Source organism: Moorena sp. SIO4G3 (assembly GCF_010692305.1).
In the GTDB taxonomy this organism is placed as follows: domain Bacteria; phylum Cyanobacteriota; class Cyanobacteriia; order Cyanobacteriales; family Coleofasciculaceae; genus Moorena; species Moorena producens_A.
This window is the reverse complement of sequence record NZ_JAAHIG010000125.1, coordinates 1-22031: the sequence shown is the minus strand read 5'-3', so window position 1 is coordinate 22031 and position 22031 is coordinate 1. Positions and strand designations below refer to the sequence as shown.

The window sequence follows — 22031 nt, the reverse complement described above, 5'->3', positions numbered from 1 at the left end:
CTCCCTACTCCCTACTCCCTACTCCCTACTCCCTACTCCCTACTCCCTGTTCCCTGTTCCCTGTTCCCTTTGGTATATACACAGTATAGTTTTAGGCAATCCAAGTTAACAGGATACCATAACAGGTATCAAATAGCCTAATTTACTCTCAGGAAATAATACAGGAGTCCCTCTATTAAGTCAATCAAGTAGGGTATCTGACATGATTAGGATTTTATCTAGAATACCTGTCCTCTAAACCAAATACCTTCCGATCTCCTGGTGACAGCTGATAAATTTTAGCTGTTTGCAACCACTCATATATAGCCTCCGGCTTGAGCCACACCCTGGCAGTCCCATTGCTGAAAGCAGTGAGGATTTTGGTGCCATCGGGAGAAAACACGGCGGAGTTCACAGCAGCATTATTGTTTCTCATCACCAGGATTAACCTACCGTTTAAATCCCACAACCTGGCAGTTTTATCGTCAGAAGCAGAGAGAATTGTTTTACCATCGGGAGAAAACACCGCTGAATTAACATCAAACTTATGTCCTTTCTCACGACCTCCTCCAAAGGTTCGGATCTCGTTTCCATTCAAATCCCACAGCTTGATGGTGTGATCTTCTGAAGCAGTGAGAATTGTTTTACCATCAGGGGAAAAGACGGCGGAATTAACAGCATCGTTATGTCCTTTAAAATCAGTAATTATTTCTCCGTTTACGTTCCACAACTTCGCCAGTTTATCGTTAGAAGCCGTAAGGATTTGCTGGCGGTTAGGAGATAGCGCAGCGGAATTAACTACCCCCTTGTGTCCTTTGTACTCTGATATTTCTATAAGTTCACTGCCACTAAAATTCCATAACTTGGCAGTTTGATCGTAAGAGGTAGTCAGAATTTGCTGGTCATCTTGGGAAAAGCTGGAAAATTTAGCACCATTCCTACCGAATATCGTTACGTTATTATAGTGATCATGTAAATTAATAGCCATGATCAGGCGATCGCCTTTTCCATTCCATAACCGGGTTTTGCCATCATCGGAAGTCGTGATAATATAATTTCCATTAGGGGAAAAAGCTGCTGTTTTTACAGCACAGTGATTCCAGACATCACAGCCATGAGGAAGTTGCTTGAGCAATTTTCCGCTCAGATCCCATAAATAAGCGTTTTTCTCGGTAGTGGCTGTCAAGATTTTTGTGCCGTCAGGAGAAAACACAGCAGAATTCACAGCTGCTGAATGTCTAAAACTAGAATTAACTGGTTGTTGGGTGATATCCCATAACTTGACTGTCGAGTCATCAGAGGCGGTGATTAGTTTGTCTCCATGGGGAGCAAACGCTGCAGTAGTAACCGATAATTGATGACCGATTAAATTAGCGATCGCGTTTCCATCCAAATCCCAAATTTTGGCAGTATTATCATAACTAACGGTAATAATGTGATTACCGTCTGGGGAAAATAAGGCTTTTTTGACTGCCTCGGAATGTCTTGCTAAGGTTTTAATTAAGTTTCCATCCTTATCCCATAATTTGGCAGTGCCATCTTCAGAAGCAGTAAGGATTTGATCACCGTCTTGGGAAAAGAACGCTGAATTAACCCAACCGGTATGTCCCTTAACTATGTTGATCAGCTCGCCATTGTGGTCCCACAACTTAGCTGTCTTATCTTTACTGGTAGTGATAATGTGAGTTCCGTCTGGAGAAAATACCGCAGAGGTAAGACCGCAATGATAATCCTTTATATGTACATGCCAACAGCTATCCTGATCTAGAGTTGTGATCAAATTCCCATCCTTATCCCATAATTTCGCAGTTTTGTCCCGTGAAGCGGTGAGAATTGCTTGACCATCAGGAGAAAAGACCGCAGAGACGACGATATCTTTGTGCCCGCTCAAGGTGTTAATTAGTTGTCCCTGTTTATCCCATAATTTAGCCGTATTATCATCAGAAGCGGTGAGAATTGTCTGACCATCTCGGGAAAAGACGGCAGAATTAACCTGGCACTGACCGTTGCGATCGCAATCGTGCCCTCGTAAGGTATTGAGCAAATTGCCTTCCTTATCCCACAACTTAGCCGTTTTATCCTGTGAGGTAGTCACTATTGTATTGCCATCTGGGGAAAATACAGCAGAATTAACCCTAGCAGAATGTCCGGCTAAGGTAGTGATTCGCTCCCCCTTGAGATTCCACAATTTTGCTGTGGTATCCTCTGAAGCCGTGAGAATTATACTACCATCCGGCGAGAATACTGCACTAGTCACAGCCCTTTTATGTCGCATATTGGCATAGTAAAAAAAGAAGCGGCGATGAATTGCTGAATGGTAGGCTATACTCAGCAATTGTGAAACCTCAGGCACTTGACGGGTATTGTCAATCTTATAAGCAGCCTCGGCAAGGCGTAAAGCCTTCGTCGGGTGTCGTTTTAAAAACGTCCTTGCTTCTGAGAGAAGATGCTTGACTTTAGCAATTTTGAGGTTATATTCAGCCAACTTCTTTTCTTGAATTTGATGGATAAGAGTGCCAACAGCCGCTACCAATGCTATAATTACTCCGACAATAAATAATTTTTGTTGTCTAACTCTTTTCTTCTGTTCTGCTAGTCGTGCTTTTGCTTCCTTTGTACGTTCCTCTTGCAACCGTAGGATTTCTGCTTGTCGCTGTTTTTCGGCTTCTTTTGCCGCTTCAATAGTGTTGTTACTGGCTTCAAAAAATTCCTTCTGTAAAGGAGTTGGGGGAGGATATTTATGATCTTGCTTAGCTTCCAAGAACCACTTTTGGGCAATGGAAAACTCAATCCCCCGCAACAGCAAGTCAGGACTTTTGTGGTTTTTTTCCCATTCCAAGGATCGCTGAGACAACTTGGTGTGGTTATGGACATGCTCTCGGTCAGTATCTAGGGTTCTGATCAATTCACTGAAATTAGCATAAAAATCTCCCCGATAATTTCTAAAGTCTATCCACTGTATCCTCGCTAATGCCGGATGTAACACTTTTGCTGCTACTTCGTGATGTAATATAGTCACAAACCGTTTATTTAAACTCTGGGCGTATTCCACCTCATCTGCACAATAGGGTGAATTGACTGAGCGAGGGGAAATAATAAATAGAAAGTTGTCAGAATTTTCAATACCCCGATAGATTTCCTGCTGAAAATCACTCCCTGGAGGAATACTTTCTTGGTCAAACCAAGTGCTTTTTCCCTGCATCTCGAGTGCCTCGTTTAACTGACGGGCAAAATCGGAATCTGCTCGGGAATAGGAGATAAATACTTCTAAAGAGGATGAGGGGATTTGATGGCTACTTTCAGTAATAAATTCGTGATGAAGGGGTAGGGGAGGATAAGAGTTGCGTTGCTGATTAAGAGTCAGCCAATTTTGATAATATCGCAAATTGTATCCCCGCAGTAAAATGCTGGGATTACGATTTTGATTTTTCCATTTAATCGCCTTTACTAATAACCTCTTATGGTCTTCGTAGTAGGGCTGTTCCTGATGCAATACCTTAATTACTTTGTCAGCATCAATGCGGTATTTAGCTTCATCATTATAGGTAGTAAAGTCAATAAATTGTAACGCTCTGATATGGGGAGGGATGCACTCTAGTGCTGTGGATTCAATCAAGAGGGGAATAATCCGTTTGTTGTTAACCAAGGCGTGGGTGATTTCTTGCTGACAATAGTCGGATTTCAGGGAAGCAGGTGAGATTAAGTAGACAATATTATCAGCTCCCTCAATCCCTTGATAGACTACGTCTTGGAATGGGGTACCGGTTTGAATATCGGTCTTATTAGTCCAAACCGTGAAGCTTTTCCGCATTAAGGTTTTAGCAATTTTCCGCATCACCGGCTTATCTTGATCGGCGTAGCAGATAAACACGTGGGTCAAAAGGTTATTGGCATTCTTGGTGCTTTCACAAATCAACTCACACTGTAGGTCTGTAGGAACACAAGGAGGTTGCTGATCAGTAAACTTAACTTTTAGCCAAGATTGAGCCTGTTTTTGCTCTTCTCCAATTAACAAATAGTTGGTTTGTTTGTGATGTCTAGACCACTCCAATGCCTTGACTAAAATTTCTGTATGTTGTCTGACGTAATCACTTTGATGATGGATTACCTTGAGTAACCCAGCCAAGGATGTTTCAAAATCCTCTGTATTATCTCGGAAATAGACCCAGTTAATTTGTCTGATAATTGGATGCATCTTATCCCAACAATCCGTAGGTTCAACATGGAGTAGAGGGATGATGCGTTTGTTGAGTTTAACGGCGAGTTGAATTTCTTTGAGACAATAGGCAGATTTGACTGAATGGGGAGCAATGATAAATAGGAAGTTATGGGATTTTTCAATGCCATAATCAATTTGATTTTGGAAGTCTACACCTAGAGGAATATCCTGTTGGTCAAACCAGATGCTGAAACCAAGTTCGGTTAATCGTTGGTGTAGTTTGGTAGCAAATGCTTTGCTATCAGCTCGTCCGTAGGAGATGAAGGCATCGAAAAAAGTCTTCATGTTTGGTAGTTAAGTAGGGATTCTAGGTAGTAGCTATTTGAGGGGAACTTGGGCTCACAAGTTTCAGAACCTACAGTTATAGAATTCCCTAAGGTTATACTAAGGTAACAGTTTTACCATTAGCTGCTTAGCACTCAGCACTCAGCACTCAGCACTCAGCAGTCAGCTTACTGTTTACACTAAGCTGCATCCCCTGAGTATTTTGGTCTAGAAACTTAAAGCATTTGTTCAGCTCGTTGGACAAAGGTGTAGAACTTTTCCCAACCGTTGTAGCCTCCATTGACTAGCCTGCGGACTTTGCGCCAGTCTCCATCTCTGGCTGCTTGATACACCTTGCGGTCCAAGAAATAGCAGGCTAAGATTTGAGCAGCAATTTTGGAATTGAGGGCAACTTCCGGATTCTTTTCTAAGGTGCTGCCTAGACCAATTTTTTGACCGTAGTCCCTGTAGTTAGCCCGACCGGTAATTTGAATAAAGCCGCGCCCATGATAGCGGGCTCCATCTCCTGGTTGGGTATTGCCCAAGTCTTTGCGACCTTCGTACATCTTGGTAAAGTATTTGGAATCACCGTATTCATTGATAGGACGGAAACCACCAGTTTCGACACCGATAGTAGCGATCGCAGCAATCAAGGTTAGCTTATCTAAAATCTTCTTTTCCTCAAGACCAGCTAGCACCTCTGGTAGATAAGTCTGGACATCTTTGAGGGGACACTTGAGAATATCCGCGACTACCTCAGGGGTTACAAAATTCGATTCTGGAGGACAGGGGACTGAATCCTGAGAGTCATCAGTTGGAGGAGTCAGGTCATGGTTGTTGTTTTCCGTTAAAGGAGTGCTTTCGAGTTGTTCGAGTTGGTATGGTTGAGTCAACTCATCCTCATCCTCTTCTTGCCAAACCATGGGAGTATTGTTTGAGGCTGAGGTTGTTAAATTATCCAATAAGACGATGGAGGGAGTTCCGCCATTACTACTGGTTTTGAAACGATTGCCTTCGATTTGGCTAGGATGAACGAACTCATCCCCGTTTTCTTCCTGCCAGATTCTGGGGATATCCTTAGCAGAGGGATTGGCTGGAGCATTAAAGGTATGGCTTGGGTCAAATTCCTGAGGAAAGGGATTACCAGGGTTACCCCCTCTGAGGGGGAAATCATTTGGGAATTGGGTGGCTTCTGGAATCCGTGGCTTTTGTAATTGTTCGTTGGGTTGTGACTGAGCCATACCTAGGTTTTGAGCTAGATTTGGAGTTAGGTTTTGAGATAGCATTAACTCTGTTTGCTCCGTGACCTGTTCCTGGTCTTGCTGAAGCTCGCTGATGTATCCTTCTACATCTTTCCTGATCAGCGCCTCTACACGGGAGGAAAAATGGGTAAATGCCTGGGTGTGCTTTTCTACACGTCGGTAAGGTCCACTTAACTGAAGAAATTGCCAGCCTTCTATCTTCATGGCTTCTGCGGTGTTGCGATACTGAGTGTAGTGTTTGCCATATTGAAATAGCTCTTCTAAAGCGGCGCTAATTGCCACTACCTGACTCAGTCCAAAGGCAGTCCAACCCAAGGCTACTCTGATTTTACCGTCGCTGCTGTTGATACCGACTAAAGCGGGAACAATTACGCCTCCGATAATGGTGAGCATTCGCAGGGCATAATAGTGGTTGCGACACCGATTTGCCCGCTTGTCTAACCACAAAACTTGGTCGAGCCAGCGAGCTTTGATAAACCGCTTCTGCAAATCCGATAGATCAATCGCATCAATCAACCCACCTATGTCTTCTTTAAATTGTTCCCGATAAGACCGTTTTTTGAACATGGTTCACTCGTCCTGTTTACTTGAGAGGATTCCCCAGACCTATACCCCACTGTTATTGATGAAAAAAACACCTTGACAAGGGTTAGGTACATGTATGGATTGTGTTTGGGGACTCATCACCCCAGTTATAACCGGGAATTATTACAACCTGGGTAAGGACAAATTCTCAAGTTTCGAGTATAGTTTAATGGGGTAAATAATCCCCTTTTTTTCATGGTGATCACGGGAATTTGGCGGAAGCGAGCCAAGCAGCGCACTACCTCCCAGCGCGTCGTTCGCACAGCGTGGCCAAACGCGCCCCGCGTGGCCAAACGCGCCCCGCGTGGCCAAACGCGCCCCGCGTGGCCAAAGGCCAAGGCCAAGGCCAAGGCCAAAGCCTGTGCCACGCAGGCTACTTAAGGTGCTATCAGCTTAAGCGCTACGCGCACGCTACGCGAACAGCTAAAGTATAGCGGTTTTTAGCCTAATGAGGTACACATAATTTTTGTCATGTTCCCTCTTCTGATTTCCCTGTTACCAGATCCGCTGTTCCCTGTTCCCTAAAACCAGAAACTCTGGATCTCACCACATTAAAAACCGCTATACTTTACTCTCCTCCGGATACTTTATCAACGCAACTTTCCAACAGGTCGAGCATTTTTGTTAGCCATTTTCTAGCACTTTCTTCAGTTTCAAAATGGCGATTGGCATAGTCACCCACATCTTTCCAGGGAAAGGAGGGAGAAGCCAAAGCAACCCGTCCTTGGGTAATGATGGTACGATGCCACTTGGCAAGTTCTGGATTGTTGCAGCCAAGAACTACCTCTTCATCACTTTTACCTTCAAAATCAGCTTCAGCAAACTCCCCAGCAAGAAAACTGTAGAGATTTTCGTAGTTAGGTTTTTGGCTCATGGGTAGATTTTTGGTGTATAGTTAATGGCTAATGTTGAGTAATGACTGAAGATTGGAGAATTAGAGACTGAAGATTAAATAAATACAAGATATTATAGTTTCAGCAAGGGTCAGTCTAAACTATAATATCTACACTATAAAATCTACAATCCCCTGAGCAGTTATCTAGCGGGATATGACGTAAGAAGTAAGCAATCTCCCTTTGCTGTTTTTTTCATAACCACAAGCAACTTCCTACTATTAGAAATATTGCTCAGAGAAGGAGGACGTCTAGCCACACGACCAACTACTTCCGTAGCCCTATACTTAACAGCTCGCTTCTCACCTCTAGCAGCATCAAGAACCCAACTATTTAATCTATTCCGGTTGGCTCTCAAAGCAGCTTTAATATTAGTGGCAGCAGTTTCCAAATCGGGATAGGTGCTAGCTGCGCTGATTCTGGGAGCATTAATTAATCGGTCTACTAGTTGTTGATCACTTTTACCAACATGGCGATCAATGGTGTGACCACCAAGGTACTCCTGTCGTTGTAACCAGTCGGAGGAAAAATTACTCGGAACGCATTGCGCAAAAGCTGATTGACTCAGGTAGAAACTCTGTACAAGAGTCAAAACAGCCAAGAATCCAGCACTCTTGGCTAGGGATTTTTTCCAATGGGTAAGCATCTTAAATAATGTCTGTTTTTACCTACTATTCCCAGCAGCTTTTTGATTGTAACATCCTGAGCGACTGCATCAAGACAATGAAAGGAGGTTCAATGGGCGACTGACTGTATCAGGGATGAGCTCATTGCCCTCAAAGCTGTATAGATTGACACTCCCCGGTCTAAAGACGCGGGGATTCTTCGTTCAACGATCCGACTTGCTGAACCTGGCCGGAACCAAGAACAGTAGAGGTCAGATCTCCCGAAGAGTTCGGATCTAGGATCCAGGTTCCGGTGTGCCCCACCGTACCCAAGGCTTTTTTCAGTATGTTGATTGCGGCGTTGTGGTCACGGTCTAATTCACAACCACATTCGCAGACGTGAGTCCTAGTTGATAATGACTTTTTCACTGTTTCGCCGCATTTTGAGCAGTTCTGGCTTGTATAGGCAGGATTAACTGCAACCGTGACCCTGCCAAACTTCTTGCTAAAATGCTCTAACCATTTTCTAAACTGATACCAACCTGCATCGTTAATAGACTTAGCTAGACAATGGTTTTTAACCAGGCTTTTGACTCTTAAATCTTCATAGGCGACCAGGTCGTTAGACCGGATTACGCAACGTGCCGGAGACGAAACCTTAGATAGTGGAGCCTTTATGGGTGTTCGGCTTTGCATAAAAGGGTTAAATCTTTTGTAATAAGGCTCCACTATCTTACGGTAACTTCTAACCAGTCTCTTGGCATATTCTTCACGCTGCCTACTTATTTTAAGGTGATGTCTACCTAGTCTATTAACCGCTTTCTTGCGGTTAGATGAGCCTTTATTTTTCCGAGATACTCGGCGTTGATAAAACTTTAAACGCTTTTCCCCAGTTCTATAAAAACGGGGATTAGGTTCAGTGTTCCCTCTAGAATCGGTATAGAATTCTTTCAGTCCTACGTCCAATCCTACAGTGGCGTCAACCGGGTCTAATTGTTCTTCGTTCGTCACAGAGATGCAAAACTGAACATAGTAACCGTCAGCCCTTTTGACAATACGAACCCGCTTGATTAATTTCTTGTCGAAGCGCCACAAGTCCCATGTACCCTTGAGTTTTAGGTTTCCTATTCCCTTCTTGTCACTGAAAGTAATCGACTTTTTATCAGGGGGTAATTTCCATCCTGATTGCTTGTATTCAACAGATCTACAGTGTTTCTGGAAGCGGGGAAAGCCTTTCTTCCCTGGTACCTTTTTCTTGCAGTTTTCAAAGAAGCGAGAAATTGATGACCATGCTCTTTCAGCCGCAGCTTGTCGAGCTGTTGAGTTTAGTTCATTGGCAAACGGAAACTCTTTAGCCAGTACTTTGCTGTACTTACTAAGGTCATATTTACCTGTTCCCTTGTTGTCCATCCATAAACGGATGCAACTATTGCGGATAAACTTAACCGTCCGAATAGCTTCATCAATAGCTTGATATTGATGCGGTTTGCCGTAGGCTTTAAACTCTAGTATTATCATCATAAATCGACCTTTTTTTATGTTACAAAGCTAACACGTTTGGCGTAATTTGGCAACTTATAATCAATTTTTTTTTTTTACGGCGACTAAAGTCGCTATTCACTTTCATACCCGCTCTCAATAGACGGAGCTTTCAGTGTTGGAATTTATAGTAAAATTTTGATCAATATATTAATTTTGGTTAACTCAACCTATGTCTAATCAAGAAATTCGGCCAGAAGCGCAACCGTTAATCGATCGCTGTATAGAGGAGAAAACTAAGGACTTTTTGGAGATAGGGAGAATTGCTGGTCTTAATACAACATCCGATTGTGCAGGTGCTGATCTCAGCGGTGCTAATTTGAGTAGTGTTAACCTCAGCGGTGTCAATTTGAGTGGTGCTAACCTTAGCCTGGCTAAACTCAACGGGGCTAATTTATTTGGTGCTAATTTATTGGGAGCTAACTTGTTTGGCACTGACCTGAATGAGGCTAATCTTAGTGATGCTAATCTTAGTGATGCTAATCTCAGCGAGGCTATCCTCAGTCGTGCTATTCTCAGCAGTAGTAATCTTAGGGGTACTATAGTCAGCAATGCTAACTTTAGCTATGCTATCGTGAGTAATGCCAACCTCAGCCATGCTATCTTGAGTAATGCTAATCTGAGTTATGCTAATCTGTTTGGTGCTAACCTCAGCGAAGCGAATCTATTTGGTGCTACCTTAAGTTGTGCTACTTTGAATTATGCCATTTTTAATCATGCTAATTTGAGTTACAGCAACTTAAGTTATGCCTCGATGGATTATACAGTACTGAGTGCTGCTAACCTCAGATGTGCTCTCCTGGGGGAGACTAACTTGAGTAAGGTGAATCTGAGTGATGCTAAATTAGAGAAAGCCCGGTTGGTAAATAATTTAGGAATTTCTGAAGAGATGAAGCTTGACTTGAAACAAAGGGGAGCAATTTTTGAAGATTCCCATGATAATAATGGTTTGACAATTCTGAATCGTTAAAGACAAGGCAATAGGGAATAAGGCAAAAGGCAATAGGCAATAGGCAATAGGCAATAGGCAATAGGGAATAAGGCAATAGGCAATAGGCAATAGGCAATAGGCAATAGGCAATAGGCATGCTAGCAAGAGTTAATCAAGTATATAGGTATTTTGGGTAACTCTTCCCGATTCCCGATTCCCGATTCCCGATTCCCAATTCCCGATTCCCGATTCCCGATTCCCGATTCCCGATTCCCGATTCCCTTTTTTGATCAATCCTATGTTGACATTTCCAATAATATTATGTCTGAATTTACTGGAGAAGAATGGGTAAAAATCCGAGAAACTTTGGCTGACGATCCCACTAAGTATGGATTGCCTAAACGGGAATATGGCTCGGTGGTGTTGGGGTCATTTAATATCAGAAAACTGGGGAGGGTAACTAACCGCAGTCCTGAAACCTGGGATTTTTTGGCTCATGTTTGTAAGCACTTTGATTTGCTGGCTATCCAAGAAATCATGGATGACCTGAGTGGTTTCCAGGAGTTGAAGGGGCGGATGGGGTCAGAGTTTGGTACGATTGTGTCTGATCGAACTGGGGTGTTTCCTAATGAACCAGGATTAGGGGAAAGACTGGGATTTATATATAATTTGTCGATGGTGCAGCGGGGTGAAGTGGTCTCAGATATTTCTTTTGACCGTACTAAGGTGTTAGAAACCTTGGCTCGTAACTATGATCAGATCAATCAGGCTATTTTACCCTATGTGGACTATCTAAAAGAACTGGATCAGTGGAACTCAAATCAGTTAGGAAAACGCCCGAATAATCCGAATGTTAGGATGCCAGTGTTTCTAACCTTTGCTCGCCAACCGTTCTGTGTCAGCTTTAGAATTGTTGGTCATCCTGGTACTAACCCCTATGAGTTTATGGCGGTTAATGCTCATCTGTATTTTGGTAACTATATCTCCGATCGCCGTCAGGAATTTGATGCACTGATGGCATGGATATTAGGACGGTTTATCGAACATGATCGAGCCTATTATCCCAATTTTATCTTATTAGGAGATCTGAATCTAGATTTTGATAACCCTACTACAGACCGTTACCGGATTGAAAAGCAGATCAAGATGTTTAATGCTGAGGTGAGAGGAGAAGCAAATGTTAATTTTCCGTTCTTAGACCCCCATCCAGCGACAAACCAAGTCTTGCGCACTAATGCTAGATTTACGGAAACCTTTGACCAAATTGGTTTGTTTAATTGGGATCAACGTCTTCCTACTTATAAGGAACATTCCTCTATGGGGGAAAACCCACGAGGACCGGATTATGGTGTTTTTAATTTTGTTGAATTGTTTAGTGATGCGTTGTACAACCGAGGGGTTAGTGAGTTATCACTATCCGAGAAGAAGACATTTTTTCGACGGTTTGAACATGAGGTAAGTGACCATTTACCGTTGTGGTTACGACTGCCGTTGCCGGATTGAATTTGCTGATCATTTGGCTAGTTTGGTTAATCAATTATTGTGAACAGCAGATATTATCTTCGGCAAATTGCCCTTTGGTAAGTTCAGGGGTAATATTAATGGCAAAATCAACAATATGACTAGGGATTTCTGGGGGTAAATTACCTAAGGATAGCGCTATCAAAAGAAAAGCGAACGCACAAACCCATAACAATAGCGCTAGCAAATTAGATGCGATTAGATGCGATTCGGCTTCGCCGACGCTACGCGAACGCACAAACCCATAACAATAGCGCTAGTAAATTAGATGGGACGCTACGCGATCGCATGATTGGGGCAATGGAAAAAATTGTGATGACGAAGATGACTATAAATTTGCCATTATCCTAGCTATTAAGGGTTGAGTGTTAACGGTCAACTGTCAATACTCAACCTTTAACACTCAACCGTCAACTTTCAACTTTCAACTTTTAACTTTCAACTTTCAACTCCCAAAACTCTTCTAAGCGTTTTTAGAGGATCCCTTCTTTTTCCCCAGCAGCAAGCTAGCACCAAGCATACTTAACCCTAAAATAGTAGCAGGCTCGGGAACTTTACCCACTTTAGCGTAAGTGACACTACCGTCTCCAGAACCGATGAAGAAATCACCGTAGGTAAAGAAGTCGCCTCCTATGCGGTCATTGTCTTCGTCACGGATTTCAAAGGGAAAATCGAAAACGAAGAAATTGGGAACAAAATTCAATCCCAAAAGCTCCCCATCCTGAAAATCAACGTAGGGACCTACAGGAAACAAGAAATCATCTTCTTCAGTGTAGGTGACACCATGAAAGTCGAAGACTACCGATAGGTCATCGCTCCGAGAGTTGAATCTTTCAAATCCGCTGTCAAATTGGAAGGTGTCATCATAGGTAAAATACCCCTGATAAGAGTTGCCAGCCAAATTCCCTGTTTCTACATCTACGGTAAAATCATACTTGATAGTTGCTGCAGAGACAGGTTGGGTTGGCATTACAGCTAGACCCAAAGCCACACTAGCGGCTGCCAAAACCCCTGATTTATGGAAGATATCAGCCATTATAAAATTCTCCTTATTTCAACCTGGTAGAGCGTCTTGAATCAAGCGCTAGTCTTCTAAAACTCGTAAGCATTCAGCCGTCAGCGGTCAGCCGTGAGCCTAAAGCTCACACTGCTTGAGGCGCTTATTTTATTCAAAAGCAACTCAAGTAGCGTGGCCACAAGCCTTTGGCTGATAGCTGATAGCTGATACGCGACACGCTGATAGCTGATACGCGACACGCTGATAGCTGATACGCGACACGCTGATAGCTTACTAAAACTCTATTAGTCTATCTTTAAATAAAGAGGTTAATATTAGTTTAATTTACCACAATTTTATGATTAGTTTAAGAGCTGACAGTAGACTTTCACAAAAAATTGAGATCCTAGTAATTTATTAACCACTTCTTAACGTAAAATTAACGTTTTGTTGGACTTACTTTCATAATTTATTCCTAGACTATTTAGCGCGCTATCATACAACGTTAGACAACACTGTGTGTTTAGGGAGCAGGTCTTGCGTTGCTGAAACATTAGTACTATGTCCCATCAGCGCAAGCAATTACCCATTAGGGGGCTATAGATAATGTAAAAATATTATGCATAAGTGAGATGCTGCCCCTATTACCTATTACCCATTACCTATTACCTATTACCTATTACCCAAATAAGCGTACAAATGTTCTGCATAAGTGACATGCTCCCGTGTGTTTACCGTCGCTCCTAATGGCGACCTATTCCTCTGTGAAGATGGTTCAGCAGACCCAATTCATCGTGGGAGTTACTCAGGAATATCAGCTCTACAAGTTCGGTGCTAACACCCTCAATAACCATTAGTTTGGTGGAGCCTGGGTCTCGCCAGACTGTCGTTACTTGTTTGTCAATGTACTTGTTTGTCAATGTTTATAACGCTATATAATCATTGTAAAAAACTAGGTAACTCTATTTATAGCAAGTCTTATACCCATGAGGTACAAATTTTTAGGTTTTAGGTTTTAGGTTTTAGGTTTTAGGGATCAGGGAGCATGGAAGTCGGAAATGGGAAGTCGGAAATGGGAAGTGGAAAAAAATAATGTGTACCTCATAGCTATGATAAACGCTATAGCTAAGCCTAGGTTTTGTGAAAGGAAAAAGGTAACGTTATATATAAAGATTAGATAAAGATTTATAGTATTACCTTGATCTATCACTCCAATCTCAACCAAGGGTAATACCAATTAATCAAAAACTGTTATAGTCAATAAGCACCCAGGTGTAAGGGATAAGTAAAACTGGAAATTAATCAACAAAAACTGTTTAATTTAGTTTAAAATAGTGGGGAGAAAATGATGCAAACGGGCGTTAAAACGTCATCGGCTTGGAGGAAGTTGAGAAAAGGTGAAATTAACTGTGAAGCAGCCCTTAAACTGTTGGTTAACCCACAAGGAGAACTAAACGTTAACCTACTGGATCGGGAAGTCAGTTCCCGGTTCTTTAAGCCATTCCCCAATCGCCAAGATTTACCTCCGGTGATTCCGCTGGTACTGTGGCGCAACTGTTATTACCTGGGTAGCCCAGTCCAGTTATCCCCAGAGCAGATCAAAAAATTAAGCGATCGCACTTTCACCGAAATCAAAATTATTCCCATTGCACCCAAAAGCTACAAGCGATGGTACCACAGGGAAAACAATGATGCCAAATCTATCAGTTCCGTAGCCTTTGTCAATCCCCTTACGGGTGAGGTGGAACAAGAAGACATTACCGAAACCACAGAATTGTATCTGTCCCAAGCGGCTGACCAGATTGAGCGGATTAAAACCATTATCTCTGGAGCTCTGCGTAACCGCGCCAGTGATATTCACCTGGAACCGATGACTGATGGCTTAAGAGTCCGCTATCGGATTGATGGGATTCTTAGGGATATAACTACCTTACCGTCTGACTTGGGACGAGCAGTGGTGGTTGCTCTCAAAGTCATGTCTGATATGGACATTGCTGAAAGCCGCCGTCCTCAAGATGGTCGGATTGGGGAAAACTATGCTACTGGGGAGGAGGCAGAACTTGGGTTAGATCTGCGGGTGAGTACCCTCCCTTGTGTGGGGGGGGAGAAAGCAGTGATTCGCTTATTACCAAGAGAAAACCCCTTTTCTGGCTTGGAAGAGTTAGGCTTTTCTGACGAAGAGCTTAAAATCTATAAAGGTTGGTTGCAGCAACCCCAAGGAATGGTTATTATCACCGGTCCGACTGGTTCTGGGAAAACTAGTACGCTATATAATTCCCTGCAAGGGTTAGCCACAGAACATGTGAATGTAGTAACGGTGGAAGACCCAGTGGAGTATGTCTTACCCCGGATTACCCAGACCCAAGTGAATGAGGCAGCGGGGATGACCTTTGCGGCAGGGATGAGGGCAATTTTACGCCAAGACCCGGACATCATTATGGTGGGGGAAATTCGGGATGCTGAAACCGCTGAAACAGGGATTCGAGCGGCTTTGACCGGTCACTTAGTACTGACCACTCTCCACACCAATGATGCGGTCAGTGCTATTCCTCGTATTAAAGATATTGGTCCGGAACCGGGTTTAATCAGTGATGCCCTATTGGGAATAGTGGCACAGCGTTTGGTGCGCAAAGTATGTCCCCACTGTCAAGAACCTTACACCCCGACTTCTGAAGATTTGCGGAAGCTGAGTTTGACGCCAGAGCAAGCTAATCTCAAAGGTTGGCGGAAAGGAAAGGGTTGCGCCAAGTGCTACAATTCCGGCTATTTAGGACGGGAAGCCATTGTGGAGTTATTGGATGTAGATGATACGGTACGGCAGTTGATTTATGAGGGAACCATGACTCAGTTGCACCGTTACCTGGATAAAATCAGTTTTTATTCCTTCCGGAAGGCGGCGATTGAAAAGGTAACCAAAGGGGTAACCACCCTAACCGAAATCTTACGAGTTCTACCCCACAGTGCTTTGTGCTGTAAGTCTCAGGGTCAATTGGATAAGCCAAGAGCTACTAAAGTGAAATCCCTAGATAAGATGGCTCCAAATCGGAGATATGGTTGATTGACACCCCTGGGTAGGGAGTAGGGAGTAGGGAGTAGGGAGTAGGGAAAGAGAGGGAAGTGTGGGAGGTGTGGGAGGTGTGGGGAGATGGGGAGATGGGGAGATGGGGAGATGGGGAGTCAGATGAGCAACTGGCATGGTTTCCAAGGGGCTTATAAGGTGCTTGAGCGGTGACCCACACAGAACCCAAACCACTCGCGCTTTGTATCAAGACAGGGGTTGCGAAAATTGAATGTACTTGATTAGACCTCTTGCAAAAGTATTTTTTTGATACTGTTTTCGTCAATTATTGTTACTGTTTTCTGTCTCCTGTCTCCTATCTCCTGACAACTGCCGCGAAGTCTATTAATATGAGCAGCGCTATACCAATACCAAAAGATCTGCGGAAGTCTTTTGGATCGAATCAATCTTCGATAATGCCGACCACCCGAGCCGGTCCAGCGGAGCCATTTTTGACCTTAAGGGGGAAGGCTGCAACTTTGAAGCCATGGGTTGGTAGTTGATCAAGATTAGTCAGTCGTTCCAGTTGGCAGTATTCCTTATCAATCCCAACAAAATGAGCCGCCCAGAAAATATCGTTGCGCCCACTAGCTTTGGCTTGCTTAGCTTGAACTGGTAGAGGTACATCCCAACCCCAAGAGTCAATCCCCATGACTTTGATTCCCTGATCAATCAGCCAGTGTGTGGCGTCAGCACTGACACCAGATCCATGGGTAAAATAATCCGGTGTTCCATACCGCCGATCGTTACCAGTGTGGATTAGCACGATATCGAACGGCTGGAGTGTATAGTTAATCTTGTCGAGAGCCAATTTCACATCCTCGACAGTAATCGCCTCACCATGGTTTTTGTGGCGCATATCTAAAACCACGCCATCACGGTAACACCAGTCCAACGGGATCTGGTCAATGGTCTTGGCAGGCTTCCCCCCGCAAGTTGGTGCATAGTGCCATGGCGCATCCATATGAGTTGTGCCGTGGGTCGAAAGCTTAATCACGTCATTCGCCCAACCAAGTCCTCCCCGCAGGTATTTCGGTGTTATCCTAAACAGCATCCAGATGGCTAATCGTCCAAATTTATGATTTTGGTAAGTTACCGAATTGCGTGCCCACCAGGGAGTCCAATCCTTGTCATTTTGCAAGGTATCACTGAGATCAATTATGGGCATAAGACTTTCACAAAATTACTCAAAATACTGCTATACCTTAACAATCAGACCAATACTTACGGCATAGATTCACCGAATCTTCAAAAATGTGATAGGAAAGGGAACAGGGAATAGGGAACAGCGGATCTGGGAATAGGGAACAGGGAATAGGGAACAGGGAACAAAAATTCTCACAATTCCTACAGGGATCCCTATAGGACTTACCCTCAAGTCCTGAATGTGGGATCCTCAAGAAGGATATTGAATTTTTCGGCGTTGCTCAATCAAATAATGAATCCGAGTAGAGTGGGCATTCTGCCTGCCCCAAATCAGGAACAGGCAAGATGCCTATTCCACCTCACTCTTAAAATCATTCCATTATTAAGCAACGCCAATTTTTCTGCCATGGTGCCAGTGGGCAGATTGTCTAGCTAAACCACACTCCTAAACCGACTGAATTGGTGGGATTCACCATTCCACCAGAGAGTCAATTCAGGTAGTTGCATATTACTGGGGGAACTAATCAAAAGAGATTTCTACTGTGAAAGTAGAGACAGTTGGAAATCCGCAGATAATGTTTGACTTAACCTTTACTCGTAATTTAAGCGCTACACTAATTGTTGTGACTCTGCTTAGCCTGAGTTTATCTACCGTGCGTCATCATCCCCAAACCATGACGAAACAAAAACGATTCACTCCAATTGGAAACGCGATGAGAATGGGTTTAGTCATCAAGGGTCAACAACTTCGCTACCGCTAATCGGGTCTATCTGATATTTCTCAAAAAGAAGGGGAAGTTTGGGAAGTTTGGGGAGATGGGGAGATGGGGAGATGGGGAGATAGGAATAGATTCAATTTGTGAATGGATGCTACCAGATTTTAGATTAGAGTCTTGTTTTGCGATGAAGCTTCGCTTCCGCTAAAAGCGAACGCTTAATTTTTATTGCTATTATATCTGTTATAAAATAGCGACACAGTAAGCATTCAGCTATCAGCATTCAGCTATCAGCCATTCGTGTAGTGTGCCCAAGGCTGACGGCACCTCAAGTAGCGTGAGCTTTTAGCTCACGGCACCTCAAGCAGCACCTCAAGTAGCGCATATGCTTACCTACCGTGCTATTGTGATACCGTCGTCTATAATGTGTTTACGTGAATCAATGCCTTACGCATCTTAACAACGGTTCGTTCCATATCTACTAAACTTTCTAGAGTTAAAACAATATCATCAGCAACTCCGAGGATTTTTGCTGCTTCTTTTACTTTGGCTCTCTCTTCCTCAGCATAAACTCCATCAGCTGATGACATCTTAATGGCATGATATACCAATTCGTTTGCTACTGACAAAGTTTCAACATCAACTTTTTTTATATCGGGCAACAGCTCTTGTAGGTTAGCATTTTTGTAATCAAAAGACTTGTAGAGTCCAACAACCTCTTCAGGGGCACCAAATTGTTTTTGGTGATTGATTAACCACTCCATTTCTGCGTCAGAAACCTCTCCATCACCTCCGGCAATAGCTAACAAAGCGTAACCATAGTTGACCATAGCTTGGACTGAGGCTGAACTAAGTCCGTACTCTTCTTTAGCAAAAGATGAAAGAGTTTGCATTGTATCGTCTGTCATAAATTTTACCCTGTTTTGCCCTTACAGCTGGTTAACTCTAAGAAGTTTATCTTTGATGGTAGAATATTGCAAGTGTCTGATTCTGGTAAAGGTAGTCGTCAAGCTGAAACGAAGTCCCAGGCAAAGGCTGAAAGACTAGGTGGATAAAGCTTTTAGCTCAAAAATTTCCTGTAACGATTAAGGTTTAGAGAGAGGGGATGAGCAGGCAGGGCAGGGTACTTGACCCCTCACTTTAAAAGTGCTATACAATTTATCATGTTCGTGAGATACAAAAAATTTTTGCTCTCTTCCCTATTCCCTAAAATCCAGGATTTTGTCCATCACCCAATTGAGAACTACTATATAAATGATTAACCTAAATTAAGATAAGATGATTAATTTTCAGGTCTTTGAACAAGCACGGGAAAAACATCCCCGCTCTCAAGCTATGCCATTTATGGCTGAGCTGAGACAACAGATGCGTTCGCATCAGCCTTATCAAGGATTAAGACTATTACATCATATCCACTTGACCATAGAAACTGTCTTTAAAGTTGAACCGTTGCTGTTGGCTGGTGCTGAGCTTACCGTGTCTTGCCCTAATTTTATCAAGCCTAACCCAGAAGCGGTGGAAATTTTACTCAGTGCTAATGTTGAGGTTAATCTTGAAGGGAATTTTGAGGATAACTATGATATTTGTTTAGATCTTTATGGAGAGTTACCCACACTACTCAACCCTCGCCAGGGAGTGGTAGAGCTAACTAAACTCGATAACGAGATCTATCAATCGTTAGATATTTCCTATCCCTTGATTTCTGTGGATGACAGTTCCCTAAAAAATATAGAAACGTTCTATGGCACTAGTAAGGCATTTGTCAAAGCCTTTCACCAGTTAACTAACGAGGCATTAGTGGATAAAAATTTGGTAATCTTTGGTTGTGGAAAAGTTGGGAAAGGACTCGTTAATGAATTATTAGGCTTAACCAAGGAGCTGGTGGTTGTCGAGAAAAATCCTAAGATTTTGGAACAGCTTAGGGCTAGAGGAATCAAAGGGTTACAGGCTGAGGACTTGGATGGAATTAGGGCAGCACTAAAGGAGGCTTTTTGTGTTGTAACCTGTACGGGAGTTAATGGAGTACTTTCTAAAGAGTATGACTTAGACAAGGAAGATTTCAGTGGTAAGTATCTTGCCAACATTGGCGCAGAAGATGAATTTGGTGATAACTTCTCAGATGCAGAAGTGCTTTTCAAAAAAGCTCCGATCAATTTTTCCTTAGCAGAACCTACTCCAGTTCAGACTCTCGACCCAGTCTTCTATGCCCATAACATAGCGATTGACTTAATTTTATCGAAGGAATTGGAACCCGGTTACCATTCATTTCCTAGTCATCTTGCCCAGGAAATAATAGAGAAATGGGGAAACTATCATGATCAAGATATAGCGTTTTTAAGGGAGTAGGGAGTAGGGAGTAGGGAATCGGGAATCGGGAGTCGGGAATCGGGAGTCGGGAGTCGGGAGTAGGGAGTAGGGAGTAGGGAATCGGGAGTCGGGAATGTAAGCATTTAGCTGACGGCTGACGGCTGAACGCGCACGCGTGAGCTTTTAGCTCACGGCTGACGGCTGTTCGCGTAGCGTGCGCGTAGCGCATATGCTTACCTATAGTCTTTTAAGGATTAATCCCGCTATCACCAGTTGTGATTATGTTCATAGTCCCAACACTCTCCCTGTTCCCAAGCTCTTCCCGTTGCTTCACAGTTGTAGGAGTCATTAATCCAAGGAATACTGGTTGGGTGGGCGGCAAAAATTTTATTTTTAACAATAAAGTTATCATTTTTATTAGGTGTTGTTGTCTGAGTTATATCTTTTATAAATAAGGATGATGGTAATAATCCAAATAGGGAATATTTAATACTAAAAAAAGAAAGACTCAATACTAAGCTTGAAGTAAGGTTAATCACTAAGAGTTGTTTGGGTTTATTTTTATTTTTAAAAATGCGATCACCTGGTAGTTGATAAATAGATTTATAAACCATAAATAAGAGTTTAGGGGTTTTTTCGGATTTTTTTCTTTGAAATCAGCGTAGCAATTATCTGTTTACCAACAGGTTTGCGTTCATGTTTAACTTCTGTATGTGTATGTATAACTTTTGTTTACGGTTGACCCTTGAAAGTAATCACCATAAGCATTTCAGTGATTCCACCTACAGATGATGGCAAAATGGCATAATTGTGAAATGGAGAGATGGGAAGATGAGATTTAGTGGGTGATTACTATTTAGCAAGATTTTTCGCAATTGCTACAAAGCTGATACACATTTAACTAGCACAATATAAGAAATTGATATAATGTCCAGAAGCATCAGTTGCTCATGGCTAAGAGTTAAGTAATACTAGTTAAGTAATACTAGTTAATTAGAATTACTCCCGAGCCATCAGCCATGACCCATCACCCAGGACCAACTGATGCAGTAGTTTCAGTTAGTACAAGCTAGACCCACCTACCAACATCGTCTCTCTCCCCTGAGCCATCACCCATTGCATCAACTGCTGCCACTCTGGTGACTTCCCCAACCCATCAGCATCAAACTCCCCGCCCCAATTCTTGGAAAACTCGGCAAAATTCTCTGCCCAATTTACCACTGTTTCCATGGGTAAATAAGGACTATAGCCCCAAGCCTGTTGTAAATACTTGATCATTTCCCTGGGATGTCCTGTATTATATAAATACCAAGCAATCCATACTAGGGTTCCATAGCGCACCTGATTTTCTAATAGACGGATTCCTGGTGGTAAATCAGCCTGTTGAAAGAAGTTGTCAATGGCTGCTGACAGGGAGCAAGCTTGAGGCAGTCCCTTGTGCATGGCACTTTGGTGATGTTGCCGATAGCCTACTGTTACCTGACGCAACCAAGCGGCAGGACAACCCTTGAGGGCTAACCGTAGCACGATTTCTGTATCTTCAGCGGGTGGAAACCTGGGGTCAAACCCGCCAACGGACTCTAGCCAATGGCGACGGAACATCATCGCACTAGGCAGGACTGGCTTCCACAATAGCCAACTTTCTAAGTTTAATTCTGGTACTTTCTCCCATGGACGCACCGTCATCAGTCGCTGACCCTGGGAATCGACACGGTACCAACCACTATGGACAATTCCCAGATGGGGTTGTGCTTCAAACACTGCTAACTGGGCAGCTAACTTACCTGGCAGAAAAAAGTCATCGGCATCGAGGAATGCGACAAATTCACCCAAGGCTAGTTTAATGCCATGGTTGCGGGCAAGGGAGACTCCTTGGTTTTCTTGATAAATGTAACGAATGCGATCACGATAGGGTTGCAACAGTGATCGCGTCTGGTCTGTTGAACCATCATCAATTACTACTACCTCATAGGAACAGGCTTCTTGATTCAGCACACTTTCCACTGCTA

The 22031-nt window shown here is 43.1% G+C and carries 18 protein-coding genes; 6 read left to right on the top strand and 12 right to left on the bottom strand.

Going from position 1 to position 22031, the window contains the following annotated elements; genetic code table 11:
* Positions 1-214: 214 nt before the first annotated feature.
* From F6J99_RS21485 to F6J99_RS21460, 6 genes are all read right to left on the bottom strand, one after another.
* Positions 215-4483: a TIR domain-containing protein gene (locus F6J99_RS21485; RefSeq protein WP_293115133.1), complete on the bottom strand. Its 4269-nt coding sequence runs from the start codon at positions 4481-4483 to the stop codon at positions 215-217.
* Positions 4484-4698: 215 nt separating this feature from the next.
* The gene (locus tag F6J99_RS21480; protein WP_293115131.1) at positions 4699-6291 is read right to left on the bottom strand and encodes a DUF4231 domain-containing protein; all 1593 of its coding nucleotides are present in this window, start codon (positions 6289-6291) and stop codon (positions 4699-4701) included.
* 125 nt (positions 6292-6416) lie between these two features.
* Positions 6417-6677 (bottom strand): hypothetical protein, encoded by a 261-nt coding sequence (locus F6J99_RS21475; RefSeq protein WP_293115129.1) that lies wholly within the window; start codon positions 6675-6677, stop codon positions 6417-6419.
* Between the two features lie 200 nt (positions 6678-6877).
* Positions 6878-7183: a hypothetical protein gene (locus F6J99_RS21470; protein ID WP_293115127.1), complete on the bottom strand. Its 306-nt coding sequence runs from the start codon at positions 7181-7183 to the stop codon at positions 6878-6880.
* Between the two features lie 161 nt (positions 7184-7344).
* Complete coding sequence (locus tag F6J99_RS21465) at positions 7345-7848, bottom strand: RNase A-like domain-containing protein (protein WP_293115125.1); 504 nt, start codon at positions 7846-7848, stop codon at positions 7345-7347.
* Between the two features lie 160 nt (positions 7849-8008).
* Positions 8009-9325, bottom strand: a complete 1317-nt coding sequence (locus F6J99_RS21460; protein ID WP_293115137.1) for a transposase — start codon at positions 9323-9325, stop codon at positions 8009-8011.
* Between the two features lie 193 nt (positions 9326-9518).
* Between F6J99_RS21460 and F6J99_RS21455 the strand changes: the two genes are divergently transcribed.
* The 3 genes from F6J99_RS21455 to F6J99_RS21445 all read left to right on the top strand — a co-directional run bounded on the left by F6J99_RS21455 (position 9519) and on the right by F6J99_RS21445 (position 12149).
* On the top strand, positions 9519-10316 hold the full coding sequence (locus F6J99_RS21455) for a pentapeptide repeat-containing protein (RefSeq protein ID WP_293115123.1): 798 nt from the start codon (positions 9519-9521) through the stop codon (positions 10314-10316).
* Between the two features lie 150 nt (positions 10317-10466).
* Entirely contained in the window at positions 10467-11780 is a 1314-nt protein-coding gene (locus tag F6J99_RS21450; protein ID WP_293115121.1) for an endonuclease/exonuclease/phosphatase, read from the top strand.
* A gap of 210 nt (positions 11781-11990) precedes the next feature.
* A complete protein-coding gene (locus tag F6J99_RS21445) occupies positions 11991-12149 on the top strand; it encodes a hypothetical protein (protein WP_293115119.1) in 159 nt (52 codons plus the stop codon).
* Between the two features lie 112 nt (positions 12150-12261).
* On the opposite strand, the gene F6J99_RS21440 is transcribed toward F6J99_RS21445, so the two are convergent.
* Complete coding sequence (locus F6J99_RS21440) at positions 12262-12834, bottom strand: PEP-CTERM sorting domain-containing protein (RefSeq protein ID WP_293115117.1); 573 nt, start codon at positions 12832-12834, stop codon at positions 12262-12264.
* Between the two features lie 1306 nt (positions 12835-14140).
* Here F6J99_RS21440 and F6J99_RS21435 point away from each other — a divergent pair.
* Positions 14141-15853: a GspE/PulE family protein gene (locus F6J99_RS21435; protein WP_365973838.1), complete on the top strand. Its 1713-nt coding sequence runs from the start codon at positions 14141-14143 to the stop codon at positions 15851-15853.
* A 403-nt stretch (positions 15854-16256) separates the two neighbouring features.
* Here F6J99_RS21435 and F6J99_RS21430 read toward each other — a convergent pair whose 3' ends face one another.
* The gene (locus F6J99_RS21430; RefSeq protein ID WP_293115115.1) at positions 16257-17021 is read right to left on the bottom strand and encodes a cyclase family protein; all 765 of its coding nucleotides are present in this window, start codon (positions 17019-17021) and stop codon (positions 16257-16259) included.
* 520 nt (positions 17022-17541) lie between these two features.
* On the opposite strand from F6J99_RS21430, the gene F6J99_RS21425 reads away from it, so the two are divergent.
* Entirely contained in the window at positions 17542-17760 is a 219-nt protein-coding gene (locus F6J99_RS21425; RefSeq protein ID WP_143727892.1) for a hypothetical protein, read from the top strand.
* A gap of 374 nt (positions 17761-18134) precedes the next feature.
* On the opposite strand, the gene F6J99_RS21420 is transcribed toward F6J99_RS21425, so the two are convergent.
* Positions 18135-18623 carry a hypothetical protein gene (locus F6J99_RS21420; protein ID WP_293115113.1) on the bottom strand — a complete coding sequence of 163 codons (489 nt, stop codon included), beginning with the start codon at positions 18621-18623 and terminating at the stop codon, positions 18135-18137.
* A gap of 370 nt (positions 18624-18993) precedes the next feature.
* Between F6J99_RS21420 and F6J99_RS21415 the strand changes: the two genes are divergently transcribed.
* Positions 18994-20061: an adenosylhomocysteinase gene (locus F6J99_RS21415; protein WP_293115110.1), complete on the top strand. Its 1068-nt coding sequence runs from the start codon at positions 18994-18996 to the stop codon at positions 20059-20061.
* On the opposite strand, the gene F6J99_RS21410 is transcribed toward F6J99_RS21415, so the two are convergent.
* The 3 genes from F6J99_RS21410 to F6J99_RS21400 form a co-directional block, all read right to left on the bottom strand.
* The gene (locus tag F6J99_RS21410) at positions 19985-20251 is read right to left on the bottom strand and encodes a hypothetical protein (protein ID WP_293115108.1); all 267 of its coding nucleotides are present in this window, start codon (positions 20249-20251) and stop codon (positions 19985-19987) included. The two genes, F6J99_RS21415 and F6J99_RS21410, sit on opposite strands and share 77 nt — an antisense overlap.
* 37 nt (positions 20252-20288) lie before the next feature.
* Positions 20289-20636, bottom strand: a complete 348-nt coding sequence (locus tag F6J99_RS21405) for a hypothetical protein (RefSeq protein ID WP_293115106.1) — start codon at positions 20634-20636, stop codon at positions 20289-20291.
* 445 nt (positions 20637-21081) lie between these two features.
* A partial coding sequence (locus tag F6J99_RS21400) for a glycosyltransferase (RefSeq protein WP_293115104.1) occupies positions 21082-22031 on the bottom strand: 950 nt, incomplete at its 5' end.

What these genes read in the sequence shown, in the direction of transcription:
- F6J99_RS21485 (WP_293115133.1), bottom strand. Translation starts at nt 4,483, where the DNA reads ATGAAGACTTTTTTCGATGCCTTCATCTCCTACGGACGAGCTGATAGC.
- F6J99_RS21480 (WP_293115131.1), bottom strand. Translation starts at nt 6,291, where the DNA reads ATGTTCAAAAAACGGTCTTATCGGGAACAATTTAAAGAAGACATAGGT.
- F6J99_RS21470 (WP_293115127.1), bottom strand. Translation starts at nt 7,183, where the DNA reads ATGAGCCAAAAACCTAACTACGAAAATCTCTACAGTTTTCTTGCTGGG.
- F6J99_RS21465 (WP_293115125.1), bottom strand. Translation starts at nt 7,848, where the DNA reads ATGCTTACCCATTGGAAAAAATCCCTAGCCAAGAGTGCTGGATTCTTG.
- F6J99_RS21460 (WP_293115137.1), bottom strand. Translation starts at nt 9,325, where the DNA reads ATGATAATACTAGAGTTTAAAGCCTACGGCAAACCGCATCAATATCAA.
- F6J99_RS21455 (WP_293115123.1), top strand. Translation starts at nt 9,519, where the DNA reads ATGTCTAATCAAGAAATTCGGCCAGAAGCGCAACCGTTAATCGATCGC.
- F6J99_RS21445 (WP_293115119.1), top strand. Translation starts at nt 11,991, where the DNA reads ATGCGATTAGATGCGATTCGGCTTCGCCGACGCTACGCGAACGCACAA.
- F6J99_RS21440 (WP_293115117.1), bottom strand. Translation starts at nt 12,834, where the DNA reads ATGGCTGATATCTTCCATAAATCAGGGGTTTTGGCAGCCGCTAGTGTG.
- F6J99_RS21435 (WP_365973838.1), top strand. Translation starts at nt 14,141, where the DNA reads ATGATGCAAACGGGCGTTAAAACGTCATCGGCTTGGAGGAAGTTGAGA.
- F6J99_RS21430 (WP_293115115.1), bottom strand. Translation starts at nt 17,021, where the DNA reads ATGCCCATAATTGATCTCAGTGATACCTTGCAAAATGACAAGGATTGG.
- F6J99_RS21420 (WP_293115113.1), bottom strand. Translation starts at nt 18,623, where the DNA reads ATGACAGACGATACAATGCAAACTCTTTCATCTTTTGCTAAAGAAGAG.
- F6J99_RS21415 (WP_293115110.1), top strand. Translation starts at nt 18,994, where the DNA reads ATGATTAATTTTCAGGTCTTTGAACAAGCACGGGAAAAACATCCCCGC.
- F6J99_RS21410 (WP_293115108.1), bottom strand. Translation starts at nt 20,251, where the DNA reads ATGCGCTACGCGCACGCTACGCGAACAGCCGTCAGCCGTGAGCTAAAA.
- F6J99_RS21405 (WP_293115106.1), bottom strand. Translation starts at nt 20,636, where the DNA reads ATGGTTTATAAATCTATTTATCAACTACCAGGTGATCGCATTTTTAAA.